General features: G+C 65.1%; 18 protein-coding genes. 9 read left to right on the top strand and 9 right to left on the bottom strand.

The genetic code is table 11. From position 1 onward, the window contains the following. Positions 1-10 precede the first annotated feature (10 nt). Both QX034_RS00700 and QX034_RS00695 read right to left on the bottom strand, forming a co-directional pair. Positions 11-1,669, bottom strand: coding sequence for a hydantoinase B/oxoprolinase family protein (locus QX034_RS00700; protein ID WP_315767969.1), 1,659 nt, complete (start codon positions 1,667-1,669; stop codon positions 11-13). Positions 1,670-1,671: 2 nt separating this feature from the next. Next, positions 1,672-3,756 carry a hydantoinase/oxoprolinase family protein gene (locus tag QX034_RS00695; RefSeq protein ID WP_315729531.1) on the bottom strand — a complete coding sequence of 695 codons (2,085 nt, stop codon included), beginning with the start codon at positions 3,754-3,756 and terminating at the stop codon, positions 1,672-1,674. 246 nt (positions 3,757-4,002) lie between these two features. Between QX034_RS00695 and QX034_RS00690 the strand changes: the two genes are divergently transcribed. Beyond that, positions 4,003-5,103, top strand: a complete 1,101-nt coding sequence (locus QX034_RS00690; RefSeq protein ID WP_315701243.1) for an IS4 family transposase — start codon at positions 4,003-4,005, stop codon at positions 5,101-5,103. Positions 5,104-5,865: 762 nt separating this feature from the next. Here QX034_RS00690 and QX034_RS00685 read toward each other — a convergent pair. Beyond that, positions 5,866-6,468 carry a CGNR zinc finger domain-containing protein gene (locus tag QX034_RS00685; RefSeq protein ID WP_315705741.1) on the bottom strand — a complete coding sequence of 201 codons (603 nt, stop codon included), beginning with the start codon at positions 6,466-6,468 and terminating at the stop codon, positions 5,866-5,868. A gap of 85 nt (positions 6,469-6,553) precedes the next feature. Between QX034_RS00685 and QX034_RS00680 the strand changes: the two genes are divergently transcribed. Beyond that, entirely contained in the window at positions 6,554-7,789 is a 1,236-nt protein-coding gene (locus QX034_RS00680) for an MFS transporter (protein ID WP_316194922.1), read from the top strand. On the opposite strand, the gene QX034_RS00675 is transcribed toward QX034_RS00680, so the two are convergent. Then, entirely contained in the window at positions 7,786-8,367 is a 582-nt protein-coding gene (locus tag QX034_RS00675; protein ID WP_315705743.1) for a LysE family transporter, read from the bottom strand. The two genes, QX034_RS00680 and QX034_RS00675, sit on opposite strands and share 4 nt — an antisense overlap. 124 nt (positions 8,368-8,491) lie before the next feature. On the opposite strand from QX034_RS00675, the gene QX034_RS00670 reads away from it, so the two are divergent. Both QX034_RS00670 and QX034_RS00665 read left to right on the top strand, forming a co-directional pair. Next, positions 8,492-10,444, top strand: coding sequence for a DEAD/DEAH box helicase (locus QX034_RS00670; RefSeq protein WP_315743186.1), 1,953 nt, complete (start codon positions 8,492-8,494; stop codon positions 10,442-10,444). Positions 10,445-10,503: 59 nt separating this feature from the next. Further along, positions 10,504-10,905: a DUF2177 family protein gene (locus QX034_RS00665; RefSeq protein ID WP_315705745.1), complete on the top strand. Its 402-nt coding sequence runs from the start codon at positions 10,504-10,506 to the stop codon at positions 10,903-10,905. Positions 10,906-11,078: 173 nt separating this feature from the next. On the opposite strand, the gene QX034_RS00660 is transcribed toward QX034_RS00665, so the two are convergent. Beyond that, positions 11,079-11,738, bottom strand: coding sequence for a peroxiredoxin (locus tag QX034_RS00660; RefSeq protein WP_315705746.1), 660 nt, complete (start codon positions 11,736-11,738; stop codon positions 11,079-11,081). Between the two features lie 353 nt (positions 11,739-12,091). Here QX034_RS00660 and QX034_RS00655 point away from each other — a divergent pair, with 353 nt between their 5' ends. Next, entirely contained in the window at positions 12,092-12,664 is a 573-nt protein-coding gene (locus QX034_RS00655; RefSeq protein ID WP_316194920.1) for a hypothetical protein, read from the top strand. Positions 12,665-12,706: 42 nt separating this feature from the next. On the opposite strand, the gene QX034_RS00650 is transcribed toward QX034_RS00655, so the two are convergent. Beyond that, positions 12,707-14,557, bottom strand: coding sequence for an alkaline phosphatase family protein (locus QX034_RS00650; protein ID WP_315767958.1), 1,851 nt, complete (start codon positions 14,555-14,557; stop codon positions 12,707-12,709). A gap of 210 nt (positions 14,558-14,767) precedes the next feature. Here QX034_RS00650 and QX034_RS00645 point away from each other — a divergent pair, with 210 nt between their 5' ends. After that, positions 14,768-15,262: a ferritin-like domain-containing protein gene (locus QX034_RS00645; protein WP_315705749.1), complete on the top strand. Its 495-nt coding sequence runs from the start codon at positions 14,768-14,770 to the stop codon at positions 15,260-15,262. Positions 15,263-15,278: 16 nt separating this feature from the next. Here the strand turns inward: QX034_RS00645 and QX034_RS00640 are convergent, their stop codons facing one another. The 3 genes from QX034_RS00640 to QX034_RS00630 all read right to left on the bottom strand — a co-directional run bounded on the left by QX034_RS00640 (position 15,279) and on the right by QX034_RS00630 (position 20,384). Further along, complete coding sequence (locus tag QX034_RS00640; RefSeq protein WP_316194919.1) at positions 15,279-16,532, bottom strand: arsenic transporter; 1,254 nt, start codon at positions 16,530-16,532, stop codon at positions 15,279-15,281. Positions 16,533-16,560: 28 nt separating this feature from the next. Further along, complete coding sequence (locus QX034_RS00635; RefSeq protein WP_316174922.1) at positions 16,561-17,847, bottom strand: MFS transporter; 1,287 nt, start codon at positions 17,845-17,847, stop codon at positions 16,561-16,563. A gap of 65 nt (positions 17,848-17,912) precedes the next feature. Beyond that, the gene (locus QX034_RS00630; RefSeq protein WP_315705752.1) at positions 17,913-20,384 is read right to left on the bottom strand and encodes a PAS domain S-box protein; all 2,472 of its coding nucleotides are present in this window, start codon (positions 20,382-20,384) and stop codon (positions 17,913-17,915) included. 312 nt (positions 20,385-20,696) lie between these two features. Between QX034_RS00630 and QX034_RS00625 the strand changes: the two genes are divergently transcribed. The 3 genes from QX034_RS00625 (at position 20,697) to QX034_RS00615 (ending at position 24,260) form a co-directional block, all read left to right on the top strand. After that, complete coding sequence (locus QX034_RS00625) at positions 20,697-21,827, top strand: putative zinc-binding peptidase (RefSeq protein WP_315705753.1); 1,131 nt, start codon at positions 20,697-20,699, stop codon at positions 21,825-21,827. 64 nt (positions 21,828-21,891) lie between these two features. Continuing rightward, positions 21,892-22,098: a hypothetical protein gene (locus QX034_RS00620; protein WP_315705754.1), complete on the top strand. Its 207-nt coding sequence runs from the start codon at positions 21,892-21,894 to the stop codon at positions 22,096-22,098. A gap of 146 nt (positions 22,099-22,244) precedes the next feature. Continuing rightward, on the top strand, positions 22,245-24,260 hold the full coding sequence (locus QX034_RS00615) for an acetyl/propionyl/methylcrotonyl-CoA carboxylase subunit alpha (RefSeq protein WP_315705755.1): 2,016 nt from the start codon (positions 22,245-22,247) through the stop codon (positions 24,258-24,260). Positions 24,261-24,377 lie beyond the last annotated feature (117 nt).

Raw genomic sequence — 24,377 nt, 5'->3', positions numbered from 1 at the left:
GGCCGTTCACTCAGTCCCTCCATCCATAGATCGTCCCGGCCTCGCCGGCCGAGACGAGTCCGCTTTCGACATCTTCGCGCACGGCCTCCGCCGTGCGGGCCTTGGGATCGCCGATGCCGGCGCCTCCGGGCGTCAGCACCACCAGCCGGTCGTCCGGCGGAATGGTCTGAAAACCTTTGCCGCGCAGCTTCTTTCCGCTCTTGAGGCCGACATAGCCGGCCTCGCCGTCACGGCCGCCGTCGCGGCCGCGCGGTGGATGATCGATGCGGTCGAAGGCGGCGAGAATGTCGAACGGCGCATCGACGCCGCTCGCCACCTCGATGATCTGGCCGAGCCCTCCGCGGGTGCGGCCGGCGCCGCCGGAATCCGGCCGCAGCTCCTTGCGCCAGAAGATCAGGGGCGTCTGCGTCTCCGCGATCTCGACCGGCGTGCCGCGCACGCCGCTGGGATAGGCCGTTGCCGACAGCCCGTCCTTGCCAAAGCGGGCACCCGTGCCGCCGTTCGAGGTCACCACCATCGAGAACCCGTAATTGCCGCCGGCGCCCGAGCGGGTCTGGCCGCGCACGTTGAGATTCCACAGGCAGGAGGTGCCTTCGGCCGGCACCCGTTCGGGGATGATCTGGCGCAGGCAGCCGAACACGACGTCCGGCAGCATCTGGCCGATCACATGGCGCGAGGCGACCGGCGCCGGCTTCGGCGCGTTGAGGATCGCGCCCGACGGCGCCGAGACCGTGAGCGGCGCCAGCGAGCCGGCGTTGTTCGGGATCTGCGAGGCGACCACGCAGCCGAGCCCGAAGACCGTGTAGGCGGTGGTGTAGGCGAGCGGCACGTTGATGCCGAACTTCGAGGCTGTCGAGGTGCCGTCGAAATCGACATGGACGCCATCTTCGGAGATGGTCAGTGCGGCCTTGAGCGTGACCGGAGCATCGTAGCCGTCCACGATCATTTCATTGCGCCAGGTGCCCTTCGGCAGCTTGGCGATCTCGGCGAGCACGGCCTCGCGCGAGCGATCGCAGATGTAGTCGCCGAGCTGATCGAGGCTTTCGATCCCGAACTCCTCCATCATCTCGACCAGACGCTGACAGCCGACGTCGTTGCAGCCGGCCAGCGAATAGGTGTCGCCCTCGGTATCGATCGGCAGCCGCGTATTGCTGCGGATCATCGCCATCAGGGTCTCGTTGACGGTGCCCTGATCGATCAGCTTCAGCATTGGGATATAAAGACCCTCCATGAAGACGTCGGTAGCATCGGGGCCGAAGCCGATGCCGCCGATATCCATCAGATGGCTGGTGCAGGAGAACAGTGCGACGACCTTGCCGTCCTTGAAGCAGGGCGTGGTGACGACGAAGTCGTTGAGATGGCCGGTGCCCATCCAGGGATCGTTGGTGATGTAGGCGTCGCCCGGCTTCATCGTGTGCAGCGGAAAATGCGCGATGAAGTGCTTCACCGACTCCGCCATCGAATTGACGTGGCCCGGCGTGCCGGTGACGGCCTGTGCCAGCATGCGGCCCTGAAGGTCGAACACGCCGGCCGACAGATCGCCGCATTCGCGCACGATCGGGCTGAAGGCCGTGCGCAAGAGCACCTGGGCCTGCTCCTCGACCACGGCGATCAGCCGGTGCCACATGATCTGGAGGTCGATCAGGCTCGTTCCAACAGTATCGCTCATGGTCAGGCTGCCTTCCGTTCCATGACGATGCTGCCGGCACCGTCGATATGGGCGTCGAAGCTCATCGACACGAAGGTCGAGGTTTCGTCTTCCGCGATGACGGCGGGGCCCGAGATGGTCGCACCCGGCGCCATGTCTTCGCGACGATACAGCGGAATCTCGACCACGCGGCCGGCGCGGCCGTCGAAGAACTTGCGGTAGCCGGAGGCTTTGCCGGCCGGCTTGCGCGCCATCTCCGACACCTTGGCGGGATTGCGCGGTTCGGTCGTCACCAGCACCGACCAGCTCAGCACCTCGATCGCCGCATTCGGGATCGCGCGCTCGAACAACGCCGCGTAATCCGTCTCGAACGACTGCCGAAGGACAGGGAGGTCGATCGCGGTGAGCGGCCGGTTCGGCAACTCGACCGTGATCTCATGACCCTGGCCGACATAGCGCATGAAGGCGGCGCGCCGCTCCCGCACGGGCGCGCCGGCTGCGCCAGGCTCGACCAGGGCGCGAGCTTCGCGCGCCATTTCGGCGAGCAGCTCGGAGACCGTCTTGGTATCGAAATCCTCGAGCCGGACGTGACGGCTGCGCACCAGCTCATAGGCGATGGGGGCTGCAAGAAAGCCGACGGCCGAGCCGACGCCGGCATTGGACGGCACTATGACCTTGGCGACGCCGATCTTCTCGGCGACGCGCGCCGCGTGCAGCGGCGCCGCGCCGCCGAACGCGATCAGCGTATGCTGGCCGACGATGGCGCCGCGCTCGACCGCGTGCACGCGCGCGGCACTGGCCATGTTCTCGCACACGACCTCGTGCACGGCGTAGGCCGCGGTTTCCGCCGACAGTCCCAGCGGTTCACCGATGTCGCGGAGCAGGGCCTGTTTCGACAGCTCGGGAGCGAGTCTGATGGTGCCGCCGGCGAAGGCGTCGGGATCGATCATGCCGAGCGCCACGTCGGCGTCGGTCACCGCGGGGCGCTGGCCGCCACGGGCGTAGCAGGCGGGGCCGGGCTCCGACGACGCGCTCTCGGGGCCGACGGTGACACGCTTGAGCGCATCGATATGCGCGATCGAACCGCCGCCAGCGCCGATCTCGACCATCTCGATCACCGGGATGCGCACGGGCAGGCCGGAGCCCTTGAGGAAGCGCGCGGCGCGATCGACCTCGAAGACCCGCGAACTCTCCGGCGCGAAGTTCTCGATCAGGCAGATCTTGGCAGTGGTGCCGCCCATGTCGAAGGACAGCACCTTTTCCTCGCCGAGCCTTGCCGCGATCTGCGCTGCGAAGATGGCGCCGCCGGCCGGGCCGGACTCGACCAAGCGTACCGGAAAGCGCCGCGCGGTGTCGATCGAGGTGACGCCGCCGCCTGATGTCACGAGATAGATCGCGCCGCGGAACTGCTCGACTTGGAGTGCCTCTTCCATGCGTGCGAGATAGCTGTCCATCAACGGCTGCACATAGGCGTTCGCCACCGCCGTGGAGGTGCGCTCATATTCCCGGATTTCGGGACAGACCTCGGAGGACAGCGTCACGGCGATGCCGGGCAGCTCTTCCCGAAGGATGGCGCCGGCGCGCCGTTCATGCTCGGGATTGGCATAGGCATGCAGGAACGCGAAGGCGACGCTCTCGACGTTCAGTTCGCGCAATTGCGGCACGAGCGCGCGCACGGCGGTCTCGTCGAGCGGCAGCCTGATTTCGCCATGTGCATCGATGCGTTCCGGCACGGTGAAGCGCAGACTGCGCGGCACCAGCGGCTTGGGCTTGTCGATGGTGAGGTCGTATTGATCGTAGCGGCTCTCGGTTCCGATATCCAGAACATCGCGAAAGCCTTGGGTGGCGATCAGCGCGGTCTTGGCGCCGCGGCGCTCGATGATGGCGTTGGTCGCAAGCGTGGTGCCGTGAACGAAGACATCGATGTCGCAGATATGGGCATGCGCGTCGGCAAGAATGAGACGCGTGCCGTCCAGCACCGCTTGTTCGGGCCGCGTGGGCGTGGTCAGCACCTTGCGCGTCCTGCGCTGCTTGCCCACGTCCAAGACGATATCGGTGAACGTGCCTCCGATATCGACGGCCAGCCGCACTTCGGCGCCCTCAAGCATTCCAAAACCTCCGCATCGCAATCGACCCAGTTCGGCTGCAGTTTGAGCAAGTTCTATGCCTTGATGCCAGGGCGGCAAATGCAGGGGACCATTGCGGACAAGAGGCCGCGCCTTCGCTTTCTCGCGATGCATTCGGCACCCGAGTTTTGCGAGGCGACACCCTCGAAATCGAGAGGGTGCAGGGAATGCCGCATAGGCGTTAAGTTTATGCTTGAGTGTTGGAATCCGCCGTGATTCGAACAGGGGATGGCAGACGAATCGCTCCTGAACGAGGACTGGACGAGAGTGGTTGCGCAGCTGGGCGGGGCTGCGCAGCTCGAGAAAACTGCGCGCCAGACGAAGGCCTTCGCGCGTCGGCGGCAGATTCCAGATGCGGTGACGTTACTTCGGCTGATGCTGGCCTATTGTTTGGGTGAAAGAGGGCTGAGATCGACAGCCGCATGGGCGGCTTCTGTTGGCCTTGCCGACCTCACCAGCGTGGCGTTGTTCTATCGGCTGCGTCAATGTGGTGATTGGTTTGCGGTGCTGGTGGAGGGCTTGCTCGCTGCGGCAGCTCCGAAGGCGAGCCAAGGCCGCCTGATCCGCATCATCGATGCGACGACAGTGCCTCAGGCGGGACCGGCTGCGCGCAAGAACAGTGAGCTTTGGCGCGTTCATAGCGCATTTGATCTGCCCTATGAGCGCTTTGGTCACTTCGAGCTGACAGATCAGCAAGAGGGCGAAACGTTTGACCGGATACCAGTGGTCAAGAACGAGATCCGCATTGCTGACCGCGCTTATCTGCAACCTGACCGCATTGCGGCCGTCCGCGAAGCCGGGGCCGACGTTTTGATCCGAGCGGGCTGGAAGAACGCACGTTGGCTTGACGCCAAAGGCCTTCCGTTCGATCTGATGGCCCAATTGCGTGCCGCGAAGGCGCGCGGACTGGTCGATCGGGAGATTTGGATCAAGCGCAAGGGCGGCGCGCCTCTGGCTATGCGTCTGGTCGCAATCAAGAAGCCCACCGGTGCGGCTGCTGCTTCTCGGCGTAAAGCCCGGCAAGACGCAAAAGATGAAAACCGCATCATCTCCAAAGAAACTTTGGAGGCTGCGGATTGGGTCATTCTGATCACGTCGCTCGCGCGGGACGAGTTCTCCACCAAAGATGTGCTTGCGCTCTATCGATTGCGATGGCGGATCGAGCTTGGGTTCAAGCGACTGAAGAGTCTGATTGGCCTCAAGACGCCGCCAGGAACCGATCCGCGCTCTGCCAAGCCCTACCTGCTGGCCCACCTCCTGATCATCCTGTTGCTCGAGCCGCTTGCCAGCGACTTCGAGGACTCTCCCCACTGGACGCAGGCCGCTTAACGACGCCTGGCGCTTGGCGGGTCCTGCAGCAGCTCGTTGCATCCTTGCTGCAAGCAATCATTCCACAACCAACCATCCGTTGCTTGCGCCGCAGAAAACGCGCGTTGGGGCGCCACCTTCGCGAGCCTCCTCGAAAACGCAAGTATCAATCGATGCTCGCGCTACCTTAACGCCTATGGGGAATGCCGGGTGAAGGCCTCACCCATGGCCCGCCTGCGAAAGAAAAGCAGGCGGCAGTTACCACAGGTGCAGCCGATCAACCGGCATTCCCTGCGCGATGGCTTACGGCTTATACGCGCTCTCCTCGGGGACCGGCTTTCTTGCCCCCGTCCGCGTGATGCGAAAGCATCATCGCGTCGCGACAACGCTCAGAAGCGTTGCGCAGGCGCCAGCACCGGGGCGCCAGGACCACACGACTTCACCGTGCGCACCGGGGTGTTCGTCGGCATGATGAGATCATGCTGCAACCCGCTGCGCCCACCGCATCCCGCCTCGACGTTCGTGACGACGCGCGTACGTCCCTCTGCATGAGGCAGGATGCGCGGAAAGATCGTCCTGATTTGCCCGACGCCGCAAGCGTAGCCACGTGCGACAGAGTGGCACGACAGGCAGTTCGTGCATGCCGCGCACGCGGGAATTGCTCGTCGGGCAGTGTGAGGGATTCGCGTGCGAGTCGTGCGCCGGATTTCAACGCGCGTTAACCGGCGCCGTCCAGGCGTCGGCGTCAACGATGATCGGCTTTCCTCGCCACTCCTGTACGCCTCACGACGACGCGTTCGTCTGCCGCAGGCGTTCGCGATAGGCCCGCGTCTTCATGCGATTGCCGCACAGGTCGGACATGCACCAGCGGCGCGTCGAAGGTTTCGACCGGTCGTAGAACACCCTTCGGCATTCGTCCGAGGCGCACATTTTCAGCCGATCGAGCGTGCCGCGAACGTTTCCGTCGTGGAGTTCGATCGCAATGGTGGACAGGCCGGCCAGCGCATCCTTGCGCATGCCGCTCAGCACTGTCCCGCCTTCTTCACGCATCTCAACATGTAACGGAAACCCCGCGAGCGCCGCGGTCAGCGCTTCGCTGACTGCCCTGTCGCTGCGCCGTCCGGCGGGCTCGCATTGCAGATAGTCCCGTAACGCCTGTCGCAATTGCAGCGCCTCATCGAACAGCGCGGACGTGATCCTGGCGGGGGCAGGCATGAGCGCGCGCTCGGCCAGCCAACGCGCCAGATCGGCCGGCGTGGCAAGTTCATCGGCCTGCGGATGCTGCACACCGAAACGCGTGAAGTGGCGCAGGTCGAGGGAGTTGGCGAAGTCGTAGACATTCGCCAGCTCGTCCGGAACCTTGAATTTGCGTGATTGCCGGGACATCGACACCAGTAAAGCAGCTTTAGCTGTTGACGGCAACAGAATCCGGTATAATAGTTTTAGTGGTGTTGTAACGCTCGAGGTTCCCATGCAAATCGAAACCGCGCTGCGTCCCCGCATCTTCTACGGCTGGTTCGTCGTCGCCGGGGCCTTTGCCGTGACCTTCGTCGGCTTCGGCTGCGCCTATACGTTCAGCGCCTTCCTGGAGCCGCTGCAACGCGAGTTCGGCGCATCGCGTGGCTCGACGTCGCTCGTGTTCTCGCTTGCCGGATTCCTTTATTTCGCGCTTGGCGTGATCAGCGGGCCCCTGGCGGACCGGTTCGGTGCGCGCCCGCTGGCGGTCGCCGGCATGCTGCTGATCGCGGCCGGACTTGCGGCGGCGAGCCGCGCGCATGGCCTTATCGAAGTCCATCTGGCCTATGGGCTCGGCGTGGGCCTTGGTGTCGGTGCCGCCTATGTTCCCGCCGTCGGCGCCGTGCAGCGCTGGTTTGTCCGCCGACGCGGCTTCGCCTCGGGTCTTGCCGTGAGCGGGATCGGCCTTGGCAATCTCCTCATGCCGCCCTTGGCATCGCAATTGATCGGCGCGTTCGGTTGGCGCAGCGCCTATGTCGTGCTCGCGGCGATCGCGCTGATCATGGGTGGCGGGCTCTCGCTGTTGATCGAGAACGATCCGCGCGACCGTGGAGCCGCGCCGGACGGCGATGCACCTGCGCAATGGCGTGCGGCCTCCAGGAGCGAAGGCGTCGCGGTCGTCGATGCGATCCGGTCGCCGCGGTTTCTTGCGTTGTACGCTTCATGCCTGATCTGCTCGTTCGGCGTGTTCGTGCCGTTCGTTCATCTCGTGCCCTACGCCAGGGACCATGGCGTGAAGGCCGAAACGGCGGTGCTGCTTCTCGGCATGATCGGCGTGGGGAGCACCGCAGGCCGGTTCTGCCTCGGCGGGATCGCCGATCGGCTAGGCCGGGAGCGCGCATTGCTGATGATGTTGATTGGGATGGCGCTGGCGACGGCGATCTGGGCCGTCTCCACCGACGCCGCCTCACTGGCCGTCTTCGCCGTCATCTATGGCGTGTTCTATGGCGGGTGGGTGGCTGTGCTGCCGCCGGTGGTAATGGACTCGTTCGGCGGCCGCAATGTCAGCGGTATCATCGGTGTGCTCTACACCAGCGTTGCCTTCGGGACACTGATCGGGCCGACAGCCGTCGGCTTCGCTTACGACGCGAGCCACAGCTACACGCTGGCCATTCTGCTCAGCGCCGCGGCCAGTTTCGCCGCGGCCGCGATCGTCGGCGTCCTCTGCACCAACGCCGCGTTCCGGCGCTAAACGCTGAGCGATGGCAGCCAGATCAGGCTCGCGACCCCGACCAGCGCGATCGCGCCGCTGCGCGTGACGAGGTCGGGATGGCCAAGACGGCGAACGCCGCGTCCAAGCGTTGCACCGAGCGCGAGCCATGCCGCTCCTGCGGTGACGATCTGGACTGCCAGCACCACCAGCCACGGCAACAGAGCGGGCAACTCCAGCTGGAGCGGCAGCAGGACGAAGGCGAAGACGATCGCCTTCGGGTTCAACAGCGTGGTGAGCAGGACATGGCGGAACGTCACGGCACGAGCTGCGCTCAACTCACCCGCGCGGTGGCGCCAGAGCATCCCGGCCAAGCCGAGGATATAGATCGTGAGCGCCGCGCGAAGAACCAGGCCGATCAGCGGAATCTCGGCCACGACCGGGCTGACGACGACGCGGAGCAGCGCGATGGCCGCGAGATAGCCGCAGACTTCCGCCGCCAGCAAATGCAGCGAGCGAGAGATGCCGGCGCCCGCGCCCGACGTGGCGAGCAGCGTATTGGTCGGCCCGGGCACGGCCAGCAGGGAGTAGGCGGCGATGAAGAAGGTCAGGAAACTCATGCGCGCATCTAACCGGATGCGGGGCGCAGGACTTTGATCTCCGTCATTCCGGTCCCGCGGAGAGGCATGGTGATTTCGCTCCGCTTGGCGTAAAGCAGCCGAATCAAACGAGGTTTTCGGTCAATTGTCATTCCCCGCCACAAGTCCGCCGCTCGCCCGAGCTCTGGCCGAGCGCAGTTACGAGCATCCGACCCCCGTCCAGCTTGCGGTGCTTGCGGACGAGGCGGTCGACCGCGACCTTCTCGTCTCGGCGCAGACCGGCTCCGGCAAGACCGTGGCCTATGGCCTGGCGATCGCGAACAACCTGCTGGGCGAGGCCGAGCGGTTCGAGCGCGCGGCCGCGCCGCTGGCGCTGATCGTGGCGCCGACGCGCGAGCTCGCCTTGCAGGTCCAGCGCGAGCTCGCGTGGCTCTATCAACATGCCGATGCGCGTGTCGTCTCCTGCGTCGGCGGCATGGATCCGCGCCGCGAACAGCGCGAGCTCGAGGCGGGCGCCCACATCGTCGTCGGCACCCCCGGCCGATTATGCGACCATCTGCGGCGCGGCCGTCTCGACGTGTCGGAATTGAAGGCGGTCGTGCTCGACGAGGCCGACGAGATGCTCAATCTCGGTTTTCGCGAGGATATGGAATTCATCCTCGAGACCACGCCGGAGACGCGCCGGACCTTGCTGTTCTCGGCAACCTTTCCGCGCGGCATCGTGGCGCTGGCCAAGCAATATCAGCAGCACGCATTCCGGATCGAGGTCGCGGGCGACGAAGGCGGGCACGCCGATATCGAGTACCGTGCCATCCGTATTGCGCCTGGCGATGTCGAGCACGCGGTGGTCAACGTGCTGCGTTTCTACGAATCGCCGAGCGCGATCGTGTTCTGCAATACGCGCGAGGCGGTCAGGCATTTGCAGGCTGCGCTGCTGGAGCGCGGCTTTTCCGTCGTCGCCCTGTCGGGCGAACTGACACAGAACGAGCGGACCAACGCCCTGCAATCGCTGCGCGACGGGCGGTCGCGCGTGTGCGTGGCGACCGACGTGGCGGCGCGCGGTATCGACCTTGCGAACCTCGATCTCGTCATCCATGCGGAGCTCCCGAACGATCCGGAGGTCATGCAGCATCGCTCGGGTCGCACCGGCCGCGCGGGGCGCAAGGGTGTCAGCGTCCTGCTGGTGCCGCCCGCACGGCGGCGGCGGGCGGAATTGCTGTTGAATCTGGCCGGCATCGATGCCGTCTGGGGCGCGGCGCCGCAGGCGGACGAGATCCGCAGGCTCGATCAGGACCGCATGCTGCAGGATTCGATCTTCACCGAGGAGACGACGCCGGACGATCTGACGCTCGCACAGGCCTTGCTCGCGGAGCGCTCGCCCGAGGACATTGCCGCGGCGCTGGCGCGGCTCTATCGCGCCCGGCTTCCCGCGCCCGAGGATATTCTCGATCCGGGCCAGGATGGCGGCCGTCCTCGCAGCGATCGCGGTCGCGACGCCGTCAGGCCGGCGCGGGATGACGATCGCGTACCGGCTCCCCGATCGAAAACGGGAAAGCCGTCGCCGCGTCATGGCATGGGCGAGCCGAGCGTCTGGTTCCGGGCTGCCATCGGACGCAAGAAGAATGCGGAAGCGCGCTGGCTGCTGCCGATGATCTGCCGTCGCGGCGGTATCGACAAGCAGGACATCGGCACCATCCGCATCATGGACACCACGACCGAGTTCGAGATTTCCGAGCGCGTCGCGGACGCCTTTGCCGCCAACATCCGCCGTCCGGACAAGGAGGACAACATTCGGATAGAGCCGCTGGCCGGCCCGCCGTCAGGGCAGGCGCGGTCGGACAAGCGGCCGCACGGGCGCGAAGCGGAGGCCGCCGACCAGCGTGCACCGCGACGCGAGGATGCTCGCGGGGGGACGGCGTCCAAGGAACGCAGCAAGCCGCAGCGGGACAGCCGATCGAAATCCGGCAATGAGCCGACTTTCGCGAAGAAAAAGAAACACGGCAACAAGTCCAATCACACTGGGCAAACGTTTCCGGTGAGCAGCTCACGGGGAAGGACGCCAGGCGGAAAGAAGGCGACGAACAAACGTCGCCGCTGACTTGCGCCGAGTGCTCCGCTTCCCAAGTTCGCATCATATTGCCGCATGTGGAGCAGGGCATGAGCCGGTATGCCGTTCTTTATCTGTCGACGCTCGCCGTGTTGCTCGGGCTCGATCTGCCGTTCCTCGGGCTGGTCGCCAAGGGCTTCTTCCAGTCGCAGGTCGGCGACATGCTGGGCGAGATCAGGCTCGCGCCTGCGGTGCTGTTCTATGTGCTCTATGTCGCGGGCGTCGTCATCTTCGTCAGCGGGCAGGGGGACGCGAGCTGGCGGTCCACCTTGCTCTACGGTGGGCTGTTCGGGCTGTTCTGTTACGCGACCTTCGAGCTGACATCGCTCGCGATGCTCAGGCACTGGACCTGGCCGGTGGCGCTGCTCGACATGAGCTGGGGTGTCGCGCTCACCGCGGTCGCGGCGACCGCGGGCCTCTTGATCGCGGATTGGGCCACGCCGCGCGGATAGTTCAAACTCGTTCGGGGACGCGACGAAGTCGCGACCCCGGACTCTCGAGATCCGGGGTTCGCCTCTGCCCGCACAAAATGGCTTTGCCATTTTGTCGCGTCCGGCGCCCCCGGGACGACGTTGGCGAACTTCGTTCGCCGCCGTCACGTAGGGGCACTTGGGCTTAGTTGGGCTTACTTGGGCTGCGGCACGATGCGCAGGTAAGGCTTCGGCGCCTTCCAGCCGTTCGGATAGATGGTCTTGGCCTCGTCGTCCGACACCGAGCCTGCGATGATCACGTCCTCGCCCTGCTTCCAGTCGGACGGCGTGGCGACGCGGTGCTTGGCGGTGAGCTGCAGCGAGTCGACGACGCGGAGAATTTCCTGGAAGTTGCGGCCCGTGGTCATCGGGTAGACCAGGATCAGCTTGATCTTCTTGTCCGGGCCGATGATGAAGACGTTGCGGACGGTCTGGTTATCGGCCGCGGTGCGCTTGCTCGCATCGCCGGACACCGCCGCAGGGAGCATGTTGTAGAGCTTGGAGACGTTGTAATCGGTGTCGCCGATCATCGGATAGTTCGGCGCGGCACCCTGCGTCTCGCGGATGTCCTCCGACCATTTGGTGTGGTTTTCGACCGGATCGACCGACAGACCGATCAGCTTGACGCCGCGCTTGTCGAACTCCGGCTTCAGCCTGGCGAGCGCGCCGAGCTCGGTCGTGCAGACCGGGGTGAAGTCCTTGGGGTGCGAGAACAGCAGCGCCCAGCTGTCGCCGATCCAGTCGTGAAACTTGATGCGTCCTTCGGTGGTGTTGGCCTCGAAATCCGGGGCCACGGAGCCAATCTGCAGTGCCATAGTCGACCTCACGTCATTGCGGGTAAATTCTTTCTCCGCACTATAAGAAACGGCCGGCGCGAAGGGAACCTCCGGTTAAAAAAGAGAAGCTAATTCTCTGCATCCGCAAAAGCACAACAACTTCTTTTGAGTTCCCGGGCTGCGACGAAACATCCGTGAGAGGACCGGCCGCCCCGATTTTGCCATGTCTGGAGACCACCACGCCGGCCCCCGGGAGCCGGGCGAACCCTGACCGGGGTCACTGCGACATATCGGCAACCGGGCCGAAAACCCACCGCGGAGTTTACAGCCGTTAACCACCCGTTCAGACCAAGACCGACATGGTGGGTCTAACCAGCAACTGAGAAGCGAAAATGTCTGCCTCTGCAATGAAGGACGTCGAGACAGCCGACGTCCTTGAGCCATCCTGTTGTCAAAGCGCAGCCTCGGCGCTCGAAATCGTGCGCGACGGCGTCATCACGGGCGAAGGCCCGACCACCAGCGGCCGGGTGCATTTCTCCCGCGTGCTCGACGCCGATGACGTGGCCTGGTGCGCGCGCATCCTGACCTCTGCGCCGGTCGACGAGATGCCGGTGAGCCGGGCGGAAGCCGAGGTGCTGTTCGCCATCGACGAGGCCGCGACCGAGCGCAATGACCAGGGGCGCTTCGAGGACCTGCTTGCCAAGGCGATCGCACATCATGCGGCCTCGAGCTCCGGCCTGCCGGTGCCGCCGCGCCATGTCGCGCTGTCGCCCGACACCGCGATCGAGAGTTGGGCGCCGGCCAACGCGCGCGGCGTCAAGACCGACGTGCTGGAATGGGTGGCGCGCCAGATGCGCGGCAAGCGCCCAGGCAACAAGGCGCTGATGGCGATGGTGGCGACCTTCGTCGGCGTCACCGTGCTGCCGCTCGCCAAGCTGCCGTCGATGATCGATATCGGGATGTGAGGACATCCCGATATCGCTGAGTTTGTCTTGAGAGCGGCGGGGTTATTTCCCCGCCGTTTTCTGTTTGGCGCTCTCGGCATCGAGGCCGACGGTGCGGCCGGGGAAGCCGGCGGCATCGAAATAGCGCTGGCTGCCGACCCGCTGCAGCTTCAGCACGGTGCGCAGGCCACCCTCGGCACGGTCCGAGCGGATAGTGTCGGAGACCGCCTTCGGCGTCTGGCCGTTCGGCATCGCTTCCGTCATCACCCGGCCCACCAGCTTGCCGTTCGGCTTGGCCTTCAGGTCCATCAGCCTCGCCGCGGTGGCGCCGACATCGGCGTTGCTGACGGGCAGGGGATCGGCAAAGCTTGCCTTGAAGTCCGGTCCGATGGCGGCCATGAAGTTCATGGTGTCGCCGCGGCCGAATGAGCCGTGCATGCCCTGGCCCTGGCGCAGCACGGTGTCGGCGACCTCGACCGAGCAGTTGGTCGGCTCGTTGCAGCCCGCCACGTAGGAGCGGAAGTTGACCACGATGGCGGGGACCGGCGTCACCGCCTTGCCCTTCAGGTTGATCTGCGACAGCGGCAGCGTGCCCGGAATCTCGCCGAGGCTGTCGTCGACGAACAGGCCGGACACGTAATCCTGCGCGAGCAGCGCCTTGACCGTGCGGCGGGCGAGCTTCTTGTCCTTGGTCGGCAGATAGATCAGGTCCGAGCCGCCATTGGTGGCGACCACCAGCTCAGGCTTTTCCGGATCCTTGCCGAGCAGGCCGTTGCCGGCCTTCGGGTGGCTGCCGTCCTTCACGGCTGCGTTCTTGTCGTTGGGATCGAACAGCGGCAGGTCGAGCGCCTTGGCGAGGTCGAGCGCCAAAAAGCCCATCGGCAGGAAATCCTTCGGCGTATCGTCGTAGGCGACCTTGGCCGAGGGGCTGGTCTTGCTTTCCTTGGAGATGGTCGAGAAACCGTGGTCGGCCGAGACGATGATGTTGGTCGAGGAGGCGAGCCCCAAATCGTCGAGCGCCTTGCGCAGCTGAGCCAGGTTGTCGTCGGCATTCTTGATGCTGGCCATCGTGGTCGGGCCATTGATGCCGGGGGTGACGGTGTTGAGGCTGTCGCCCTGATTATGCTGGCTGCCGTCCGGGTCGCGCGACCAGAACACCAGCACGAACGGCTTGTTGCGGACCTTGAACATCGGCAGCACCACCTTGGTGGCGACATCGGCGAAATAGGCCTGCTGGGTGGTATTGGCCGAGGTCGTGCCGGGCGTCTTGGCATCGCCCGCCTTGCCGTTGTCGCCGCGCGAGGGCGCAGCCAAAGCGAGGTTGGCCTTGGTCAGCGCATCCTTCACCGCGTCGGACAGGGGAACGCCGGCCTTGCCGCCGGTGGAATCGTCGACCACGATCGAGTGGGTGGCGCCCTTGCACGGACAATCGGTGTGGTCGAACAGGTAGGTCGGGCCGACCTTGCCGATCGCCGCGGTCGAGTAGCCGGCCTTGCGGGCGAGCTTCAGGATCGTCTCCTCGTCGAGATAATCGTCCTGGAAATGCTCGTCGACGTCGCCCAGCACGGCATCGTTTTCGAGGAACGGCACCACCGTGTCGCCGGCCGGCTTGGAGACATAGCCGGTCCAGATCGTGTTGGAGAAGGTGCCGGTATCGCCGAGATAATGGCCGGTTGCCATCGCCGAGCTGTTGGCCATGGTGAAGGTCGGGAACATCGAATGCGGGTTCTTGAAATTGACGCCCTTGTCGCGGATCGCGGCCATGGCCGGTGCGGTCTCCGGCGTCACCTTCAGGGCGCGCAGGCCATCGGGAATGAACAGGATCAGGTTATGGGGGGCGGCATTCTCCGCGGACGCCGCGCCGGCCGACAGCAGGGTCAGTCCGGCGCATAGCAGCACGAGCGAGCGGCGCATCAAAAACTCCTAAAAGCGAAAAGCGGAATCGCGACCTTCGGTCGCACAGAAGGGGTTTAGTTTTGCTGCATGACAGAATTGTTGCAAGCGGCCGCGTTTGCCGGAGCCGCGTCCGAAATTCGGAAAGGGCGAATTTGCGAGGCTTGCGGGTTCTGCCAGGAACCAGGGTCTTGCTGCGCGGTTGTCGCTCACAACAACAAGGAGCACACCATGCCTGCAGACAAGGACCTCAACGAACTCTTCCTCGATACCCTCAAGGACATTTACTACGCCGAGAAGCAGATCTTGAAGACGCTGCCGAAGATGGCCAAGGCGGCGCAGTCGGAGAAGCTGCAGCAGGCCTTCCAGAATCACCATGACGAGACCGAAGGCCAGATCGAACGCCTGGAGCAGATCTTCGAGCTTCTCGGCAAGCCCGCGCGCGGCAAGAAGTGCGACGCGATCGAGGGCATCATCGACGAGGGCAAGGAGATCATGGACGAGTACAAGGGCACCAGTGCGCTCGATGCCGGCCTGCTCGCTGCGGCTCAGGCCGTCGAGCACTACGAGATCTCCCGCTATGGCACCCTAAAGTCGTGGGCCACCAAGATGGATCTGAAGCAGGCGATCAAGCTGCTCGACCAGACGCTGGCCGAGGAGAAGAAGACCGACGAGCTCTTGACCAAGGTCGCCGAGAGCGAAGTCAACTACGAGGCGGCGGCCTAAGGCCTGCCGGCTCGCATCACCACATCGCCGCCGCCAGCGCTGCCAGCAGCGCCGGCGGCGTTGCTATGAGCCCCACCTTAAGGAACTGCCAGGCGCTGACGTCGATCTTCTCGCGCCGCAGCGCCGTCAGCCACAGGATGGTGGCGAGCGAGCCGGTGACGGAGAGATTGGGCCCGAGATCGACCCCGATCAGGATGGCGCTGACGACCTCGCGCGGCAGATGATCGCTGGCCGCCACCGAGCCCGCGACCAGGCCAACCGGAAGATTGTTGGCGATATTGTCCGCGATCGACGTGATGAAGCCTGCCGCCCAGGCCGTGCCGGCCGGCGATCGCGCCACGCCCTGATGCAGCCAGGCACTGAGCTGCCCGATCGTGCCGATCCGTCCCAGCGCCTCCACCATTACGAACAGGCCTGCGACCAGCGGCAGCACGCCCCAGGACACGCCTTTGATGATCGGCCAGGGCGATTGCCGGCTGATCAGCAGGATCGCGGTGGCGGTGACGATACCGCAGATGAAGGTCGGCAATCCCAGCTGGACGTCGAGCGCCGATGCCGTGAGCAGCACCACAGCGATGGCGAGAATCCCGAGCGCCGCCAGCCGGCCCTCGTGGCTGAGATGCGGCTTCTCCACGTCGGCCCGGATCGTCTCTTGCTTCAGCGGGCGGCGCTGCGTCAGCCGCAGCGCGGCATAGGTCAGGGCGATTGCAGCGATCGAGGGCAGGGTGAACTGGCGCAACCAGTCCACCAGGTGCGGCATGCGCGTGCCGAACACCACGAGATTGGCAGGGTTGGAGATCGGCAGCACGAAGCTCGCGGCATTGGCGATGAAGGCGCAGACGAAGAGATAAGGCAGCGGCGAGGCCCCCGCGGCGCGCGTCGCGGCATAGACGGCGGGCGTCAGAACGATCGCGGTGGCATCGTTGGACAGCAGCACGGTGACCAGCGTGCCAACCGCGTAGACCAGGAGGAACAGCCGCTGCGGCGAGCCGCGCGCGTGCTCGACCGCATAGGCCGCGAGATAGTCGAACAGGCCCTCGCGGCGGGCGAGCTCGGCGATCAGCATCATCCCGATCAGGAACAGGTAGACGTCGACGCCCTTGCGGATGCCGGCAAGCGCATCGGTCGCCGGCAAGAGGCCGAATCCGACCAGTGCGATCGCGCCGGCGACGGCCCAGATCGCCTCCGGCCAGCGAAACGGGCGGATGATCACGCCGGCAGTGGCGGGAACGATGATGCTCCAGGCGAGCAGAGTGTCTTGCGGGGGCATGGTCAAAGGATGTGCTCGATAGGCGATGTCATTCGGCTGCGATAGCCGAAGGCGAGGGCGATGTCTGCCGGTTTGGCACGGAGGCTGCGGCGGTTTCCCGCCTCTCAGGCAGCATCCACCAGCACACCGCGAAACCGACAGCCGCGATCGCGCCCAGCGCGAGGAACGCCGCGCTGTAGCCGGCCTCCACCACGACTAGGCCGGCCAGCGCCGTCGACAGCGCAGCGCCGATGCTTTGCGCCGTGATGACGGCGCCCTGCGCGACGTTGAAGCGTCCGGTGTTGCGCATCAGATCGGCGACGATCACCGGCATGATCGCGCCGAAGATGCCGGCGCCGACGCCGTCGAGCAGTTGCACGCCGACCAGCCAGGCTTTGGCGTCGGAGAAGGTGTAGAGCACCGCGCGCAGCGGCAGGATCAGCAGGGCCGCCAGGAAGAAGCGCTTGTGGCCCCAGCGGTCGGCGCGCGCGCCGACCAGCATCGCCATCGGCACCATCACCACCTGCGCGGCCACGATGCAGGCTGACATCAGGCTGGTGCCGAGGTTCTCGTCCTGCAATGCGAGCTTCTGGCCTACCAGCGGCAGCATCGCGGCGTTGGCGAGGTGGAACAGAGCGACGCAGATCGCGAAGATGAGAAGCGGCCGGCAGGTCAGGAGGATGCTCAAGCCCGACGGCTGCTCGCCGCCGGCCGGCGCCGCGCGTTGCTCGTGCAGCCCGCGCGCCAGATCGTGATCGATCGCACGTTCGGGAATCGCAAGCACGCTGGCAAGGCTTCCCACCGCCATGACCGCCATCAGATAGAACACCGCCGTGGGGCCGAGCGCATAGGCGGCCGCGCCCGCAATCAGCGCCGCGGCCGCGTTGCCGGCGTGATTGAAGCTCTCGTTGCGGCCGATCCGCGCCGCGAAGGCCGCCGGACCGACCACACCGAGCGAGACGGCGGCAATCGCCGGCGGGAAGATCACGCCGGCCGCGTGCGCGATGCTCTGTGAGATGGTGATCGGCCAGAAGCCCGACATCAGCGGGAGCAGCACAGAGGCCGCGGTGACGATGAGAGCCGCAACCACCATCACCATGCGCTTGGCCCTGGTCGTATCGACCAGGGCGCCCGCCGGCGTTTGCGCGAGGATGCCGGCGATGGTTGCGATCGACATCACCACGCCGATGCTTGCTTCGTCCCATTTCTGCTCGGTGAGCAGGTAGACGGCGAGATAGGGGCCGAGGCCGTCGCGTACGTCGGCGAGGAAGAAGTTGGCGGCGTCAAGCGCCTGGCCCGCGCGGGTCAGCTGTGCGCCGTCGTCCCATCCTGCCATGCAGCCTCCCTGCAAGCCGAGCAGATGTAACAGAGAACGTCTGCGTCGGTTCCCGGCCGGGCGCGTTAGCGCGACGCCGTGGTCTTCTCCGCCATCGCCTTGCGCAGGATGCGTGACAGCGATTCCACCGAATACGGCTTCTTGATCAGCTCGAAGCCGTGATGCGCATTCTCCGCGAGCACATGACTATAGCCGGACGTCAGGACCACCGGAAGGCCGGGATAGCGCTCGCGGATGATGCCGGCGAGCTCGAGGCCGTTCATGCCGGGCATGATCACATCGGAGAAGACGAGGTCGACCTCGAACTCGTTTTTCGCGAGGATCGCGAGCGCATCCTTGGCATTGGCCACGCGACGCACGACATAGCCGAGATCTTCGAGCAGTTCCGTCGAGAAGCGGCCGACCTCGTCATTATCCTCGACCACGAGCACGCGGTAGCCGCGGCCGATCGTGGCGGGTTCGTGACGGATCGCGTTCACCTCAGCGTCGGCATGCGGCGCGTCGGCCTGCGGCAGGTAGATCGTGAAGGTGGCGCCGTGGCCGAACCGGCTCGTCACCGCAATATCGCCTTCGGACTGCTTGGCGAAGCCGAACGCCTGGCTCAGGCCGAGGCCGGTGCCTTTGCCGACCTCCTTGGTCGTGAAGAACGGCTCGAAGATCGCAGTGATGTGCTCCGGCGGGATTCCGGAGCCGGTGTCCATCACCGAGATCGCGATGAAGGCGCCGGCCCGCGCCGGCTGGCCGCGCAGGGCCGGGATCGCATCCGCGCGCCGCACCGCGATCTTGAGCTCGCCTTCGCCATCCATCGCGTCGCGCGCATTGACCGCAAGGTTGATCAGCGCAGTTTGGAACTGCGCGACATCCGCCAGGGTGAACAGGTTGCGATCGGGCACCCCGACGTCGATCTGAATGCGGGTGCCGACCAGCGGACGGATCAGTTGAGCGATGTTCTCGACCTGATCGCCGACATTGAACACCTGCGGCGTCAGCGGTTGGCGTCGCGCAAAGGCCAGCAGCTGCGCGGTCAGCTTGGAGGCGCGTTCGACCGTCTCTGAAATCGCATCGACATAGCGGCGGCGGCGTTCCTCGGCCAGATCTCGCCGGCGCAGGAAGTCGGTGGCCGAGCGGATGATGGTGAGCAGATTGTTGAAATCGTGCGCGACCCCCCCGGTCAGTTGTCCGATCGCCTCCATTTTCTGCGACTGACGCAGCACTTCCTCGCCTTGAATGCGCTCGGTGATGTCGACCACTTCGGCCACCGCGCCCGTGATCACGCCGTGCTGGTCGGACAATGGACGCATCGAGAATTCGAAGTGGCGCTCGCCGATCGGCAGCAGCAGCCGCATGTCGGTGCGGACCGTCTCGCCATTCAGCGCGGCCGCAAAAGCCTTGCGTACGATCTCGGCCATGCCTTCGCTGGCCGAGAACCAAGGTGTGTCCCAGAACGGATGGCCGAGGATGTCGTCAGCCTCCGCGCCAATCGCGGCCAGTGCCGTCTTGTTGACGTGCAGAACATCGCCGTCGATGTCGAGAATGGCCTGATACTGGTTGCTGGTCTCGAAAATGGCGCGCATCTGCGCCTCGTTCGCTTCGAGCTGGGCGGTGCGCTCCTTGATCCTCTGCTCCAGGGTCTCATTGATGCGGCGGAGCTCGATCTCGCCCTGCTTGGCCGCGGTGATGTCATGGGCTACGCCGATGAAGCCGATGTGCTTGCCGGTGGGGTCCCAGCGCGGCTGCGATTCCGAGCGCAACCAGCGCCATTCGCCGTCGGTGCGGCGATAACGCGCCTCCAGCACGAACGGTTTCAACGATGACTCGCCCGTGAACTGCTCATTGAGAATGCGCGGCAGATCGTCGGGATGCAGCACCTTGCGCCAGTCAAAGACCAGTGCATCCTCGTAAGGTTGGCCGAGGAAGTCGACATAGGCCTGGTTCACGAACGAGCGGGTGCGATCGAGCTTCGTCACCCAGATCGGCACCGGCGCGGAGTCGGCGATAAGGCGGAAACGCTGCTCGCTCTCGCGCAGCTTGGCCTGGGCCAGCATCTGATCGGTGATGTCGATATGCGCGCCCACCAGCCGCAGTGCGCGGCCGTTCCGGTCGCGTTCGATCTCCGCGATCACACGGATCCACCTGACCTCGCCGTCAGTGGGGCGGATGATGCGATATTCTGCAGTGTAATCCTCAGCCGTGCCCTTGATCGCATCGATGAAGTGCTGCTCTGCCCGCGTGCGGTCTTCGGGATGAACCCGCTGGACCCAGGCTTGATGCGTTTCGTTGGCGGCCTCGGGCGGCAGGCCGTGCAGGATCAGATATTCCGGCGAGCGACGGTTGCGCAAGCCATCGCGCAGGTCCACCTCGAACCCGCCGACCCGGCCGATGCGCTGAATGCGCGCAAGCTCCGCCTCGCGCTCCTGCACGGCGCGATAGGCTTGATCTCGGTCGCGCGCGACTTCTTCAAGGTGCTGGCGCAGTTCGGCCGCGGCAACGCCGTCGGAATCGGGCAGGACGTCGTGCGGAGCGTCCGGGGAAGTCATAGGTACCTTCGTTATTGTTATTGGAGCCGGCAATCACCTTGAGCAATGACACCTTGGGCAATGCACCTCCCGTGCAGCGCTAATGTGGCGTCTCGCAATTGCCGGTCCGGCTTGCGACAAGCACCGATCGGCAATTGCGAGACATACGCCACGATGGAGGAACGTCAATCGATCTGCAGACGAGAAGGCTCAGCGAACACCCGCGCGTGATGGGAACGTGAGGACGCAGAAAAAGTTCCGGCACCCCCGGAACGACTGATAGGGTCGGGCGTCGTCAGGCGCTGAACAACTGCAACGCGCTGGGAGCTCGTCGTGAAGCTGTTCGTTTGCCAGGCCTGTCAGAACGTCCTCTATTTCGAGAATCGCGTTTGCGCGCGGTGCGGCCATCAGCTCGCCTTCATGCCGGAGCGGCAGGTCCTGTCGGCGATCGAGCCTGCAACCGATGGCTTTGGCTTTCGCACCTTGGCCGACAACAAGGAAGGCCGCTTCTTCTGCGCGAACGCGGAGCATGACGCCTGCAACTGGCTGCTCGAGCCGGGCGAGGCTGGAGGCTTTTGTCGCGCCTGCCGCCACAATGGTACCATCCCGAACCTCTCCGACCCCGCCCAGCTCGCCGGCTGGCGCGAGCTGGAGGTGGCCAAGCACCGGCTGTTCTATTCGCTGATCCGTTGGAAGCTGCCACTGAAAACGCGCCTGGAAGATCCGCAGCACGGCCTAATTTTCAATTTCCTGGCGGACGGTCCGGACAGTCATCAGCGCGTCCTGACCGGGCACGACAACGGTCTCATCACCATCGCGCTCGCGGAGGCCGACGACACCGAGCGTGAGCGGCGCAGGCTCGAAATGGGCGAGCCCTATCGCACCTTGCTCGGCCATTTCCGCCACGAGGTCGGGCATTATTTCTGGGACGTGCTGGTGCGCGATGCCGGCCAACTGGATGCCTGCCGGGCCGTGTTCGGCGATGACAGCCAGGATTACGGCGCGGCGCTACAGCGCCACTATGACCAGGGCCCGCCCGCCGACTGGCAGCAGAATTTCGTCTCGGCCTATGCAACCATGCACCCATGGGAGGACTTTGCCGAGACCTGGGCGCACTATCTGCACATCGTCGATACGCTCGAAATGGCGTCCGAATTCGGCATGGAGGTGAACCCGCCGGCCGACCGGATCGGCGGGCTGACGGCGCGCGTCACCTTCGATCCGTATGCGATCAGGGACTTTGAGGTGATCGTGACGGCCTGGCTGCCGTTCACCTTTGCGATGAACAGCGTTGCCCGGGCGATGGGCGCGCGCGACCTCTATCCCTTCATCCTGACACCCCCAGTGATCGGCAAGCTCGGCTTCGTCCACGAATTGGTGCAAGACGCGGGGAAGGGAAGGATCGAGGAAAAGCTCGGCGACAGAACGAGGGAAAAGACCAAGGAAGCAGTCCGGATGGGGTGATCCCACCTTGACTCGAAAGAACATAAAGTGAACAATCGGGCACGAGCGGAGACGAGGGTTCGCCATGTCGCCTGATCACAAGCCAACATCCGAGGATAGCGAACTGGAGGTTGCGGTCGATCAGGCCATCGCCGCCTGCGGCGGCGACCTGCGCGGCACCATTCGCGCGCTGATTATTGCGAACGATTATCTCGAGACCGAAGTGGCCGAACTGATGAAGGCCGTGTCCAACGCCTATGCGCGCGGACGTTTCCACAGCTATTCCGGATGACGGGATCGGGGCCGGCGGCTGCGGCGCAGCCCTGCCGTGCGGCATGTGTTGCGCGCAGCCGATTTTGCTATAGACGAACCGAGAAGATCCGTGGCCCACGCCATCGCCGCGGACGGGGAGCCCGCCCAAAGGTACCAAGCAAAAACATGTTCAAGACCATTCTGATCGCAAACCGCGGCGAGATTGCTTGCCGGGTCATCAAGACCGCCCGCCACATGGGCATCAAGACCGTTGCAGTCTATTCGGAAGCCGATCGCGATGCTCTCCATGTCGAGATGGCCGATGATGCCGTGCTGATCGGCCCGCCGGCTGCGGCCGAGAGCTATCTGTTGATCGACCGCATCGTCGAGGCCTGCCGCAGGACCGGCGCGGAAGCCGTGCACCCGGGCTACGGGTTCCTCTCCGAGCGCGAGGCTTTTCCGCGCGCGCTTGCCGAGGCCGGCATCGTCTTCATCGGGCCGAACCCGAAGGCGATCGCCGCGATGGGCGACAAGATCGAATCCAAGAAGGCGGCGGCCAAGGCCAAGGTCTCGACCGTGCCGGGCTTCCTTGGCGTGATCGAGGACGAACGGCACGCGGTGCGGATTGCCGACGAGATCGGCTATCCCGTGATGATCAAGGCCTCCGCCGGCGGCGGCGGCAAGGGCATGCGCATCGCGCATTCGAAAGCCGAGGTCGCCGAAGGGTTCACCCTCGCCAAGGCGGAAGCGAAATCCTCGTTCGGCGATGACCGTGTCTTCATCGAAAAATTCATCATCGATCCCCGGCACATCGAGATCCAGGTGCTCGGCGACAAGCATGGCAATGTGATCTATCTCGGCGAGCGCGAATGCTCGATCCAGCGCCGCAACCAGAAGGTCATCGAGGAGGCGCCGTCGCCGCTGCTCGACGAGGAGACGCGCCGCAGCATGGGCGAGCAGGCGGTCGCGCTTGCGAAGGCCGTGAACTACGACTCCGCCGGCACCGTCGAGTTCGTCGCGGGGCAAGACAAGAGCTTCTACTTCCTGGAGATGAACACGCGCCTGCAGGTCGAGCATCCCGTGACCGAGCTCGTCACCGGCATCGATCTGGTCGAACAGATGATCCGGGTTGCCGCCGGCGAGAAACTGGCCATCGCGCAGAAGGATGTGAGCCTGACCGGCTGGGCGGTGGAATCGCGCGTCTATGCCGAGGACCCGTTCCGCAATTTCCTGCCCTCGATCGGGCGCCTGGTAAAGTACCGTCCGCCGGCGGAGAGCAAGAGCCACGGCATCACCGTGCGCAACGACACCGGCGTGCAGGAAGGTGGCGAGATATCGATCTACTACGATCCGATGATCGCCAAGCTGGTCACGCATGCGGAATCGCGTGCAGCCGCAATCGAGGCGCAGTCGACTGCGCTCGATGCGTTCTATGTCGACGGCATCCGGCACAACATCCCGTTCCTGTCCGCGCTGATGAACCATCCGCGCTGGCGAGAGGGGCGGCTGTCGACCGGTTTCATCGCCGAGGAGTTTCCGAAGGGCTTTGCCGCGCATGCGCCATCCGGCGAGATTGCGCGTCGGCTGGCCGCCGTGGGCGCGGCGATCGATCACGTGCTCGGCGAACGCAAGCGGCAGATCTCAGGGCAGATGATCGGCCGTCCGGTGAAGCGGGAAGGGCGTCGTGCGGTCTGGCTCGACCGCGAGGAGATCCTGCTCGACATCGTCCGCGACGGCGGCAGCATTGTCGTACGCTTCGTCGGCGCCGATGACAGCGCGGGGCCGGCGCATCGTCTCAACTCGAGCTGGAAGCCCGGCGACCCGGTCTGGCACGGGACCATCGACGGGCAGACGGTCGCCATCCAGGCGCGCCCGATACCCAATGGCGTGCGCCTCGCTCATCAGGGCGTCGAGGCTGCGGTCTATGTCTACACCGAAGCGGAAGCGGGTTCGGCCCGGCTGATGCCGGTCGTCACCGCCGGCGACAGCGGCAAGAAGGTGCTGTGCCCGATGCCGGGCCTTGTGGTTTCGATTGCGGTGACCGAGGGGCAGGAGATCAAGGCCGGCGAAACGCTCGCCGTGATCGAGGCGATGAAGATGCAGAACGTGCTGCGCGCCGAGCGCGACGGCACCGTGAAGAAGATCCACGCGTCGGCCGGCGCGACCCTGGCCGTGGATGCGCTGATCCTGGAGTTTGCGTAAGTCTGGGCTTCGTCATTCCGGGACGGTCCAAAGGACCGGGCCCGGAATCTCGAGATTCTCAGGTGCCCAATCGCGCACCATAGTTCGATGCTGCTGCATCGCCCCGGAATGATATTG

The organism is Bradyrhizobium sp. SZCCHNR3119, assembly GCF_032487775.1.
GTDB lineage: Bacteria > Pseudomonadota > Alphaproteobacteria > Rhizobiales > Xanthobacteraceae > Bradyrhizobium.
This window is presented reverse-complemented; position numbering and strand designations above follow the sequence as displayed.

What these genes read in the sequence shown, in the direction of transcription:
- QX034_RS00620 (WP_315705754.1), top strand. Translation starts at nt 21,892, where the DNA reads ATGTCGCCTGATCACAAGCCAACATCCGAGGATAGCGAACTGGAGGTT.
- QX034_RS00700 (WP_315767969.1), bottom strand. Translation starts at nt 1,669, where the DNA reads ATGAGCGATACTGTTGGAACGAGCCTGATCGACCTCCAGATCATGTGG.
- QX034_RS00690 (WP_315701243.1), top strand. Translation starts at nt 4,003, where the DNA reads ATGGCAGACGAATCGCTCCTGAACGAGGACTGGACGAGAGTGGTTGCG.
- QX034_RS00655 (WP_316194920.1), top strand. Translation starts at nt 12,092, where the DNA reads ATGTCTGCCTCTGCAATGAAGGACGTCGAGACAGCCGACGTCCTTGAG.
- QX034_RS00660 (WP_315705746.1), bottom strand. Translation starts at nt 11,738, where the DNA reads ATGGCACTGCAGATTGGCTCCGTGGCCCCGGATTTCGAGGCCAACACC.
- QX034_RS00675 (WP_315705743.1), bottom strand. Translation starts at nt 8,367, where the DNA reads ATGAGTTTCCTGACCTTCTTCATCGCCGCCTACTCCCTGCTGGCCGTG.
- QX034_RS00640 (WP_316194919.1), bottom strand. Translation starts at nt 16,532, where the DNA reads ATGCCCCCGCAAGACACTCTGCTCGCCTGGAGCATCATCGTTCCCGCC.
- QX034_RS00685 (WP_315705741.1), bottom strand. Translation starts at nt 6,468, where the DNA reads ATGTCCCGGCAATCACGCAAATTCAAGGTTCCGGACGAGCTGGCGAAT.
- QX034_RS00635 (WP_316174922.1), bottom strand. Translation starts at nt 17,847, where the DNA reads ATGGCAGGATGGGACGACGGCGCACAGCTGACCCGCGCGGGCCAGGCG.
- QX034_RS00630 (WP_315705752.1), bottom strand. Translation starts at nt 20,384, where the DNA reads ATGACTTCCCCGGACGCTCCGCACGACGTCCTGCCCGATTCCGACGGC.
- QX034_RS00650 (WP_315767958.1), bottom strand. Translation starts at nt 14,557, where the DNA reads ATGCGCCGCTCGCTCGTGCTGCTATGCGCCGGACTGACCCTGCTGTCG.
- QX034_RS00695 (WP_315729531.1), bottom strand. Translation starts at nt 3,756, where the DNA reads ATGCTTGAGGGCGCCGAAGTGCGGCTGGCCGTCGATATCGGAGGCACG.
- QX034_RS00645 (WP_315705749.1), top strand. Translation starts at nt 14,768, where the DNA reads ATGCCTGCAGACAAGGACCTCAACGAACTCTTCCTCGATACCCTCAAG.
- QX034_RS00680 (WP_316194922.1), top strand. Translation starts at nt 6,554, where the DNA reads ATGCAAATCGAAACCGCGCTGCGTCCCCGCATCTTCTACGGCTGGTTC.
- QX034_RS00665 (WP_315705745.1), top strand. Translation starts at nt 10,504, where the DNA reads ATGAGCCGGTATGCCGTTCTTTATCTGTCGACGCTCGCCGTGTTGCTC.
- QX034_RS00615 (WP_315705755.1), top strand. Translation starts at nt 22,245, where the DNA reads ATGTTCAAGACCATTCTGATCGCAAACCGCGGCGAGATTGCTTGCCGG.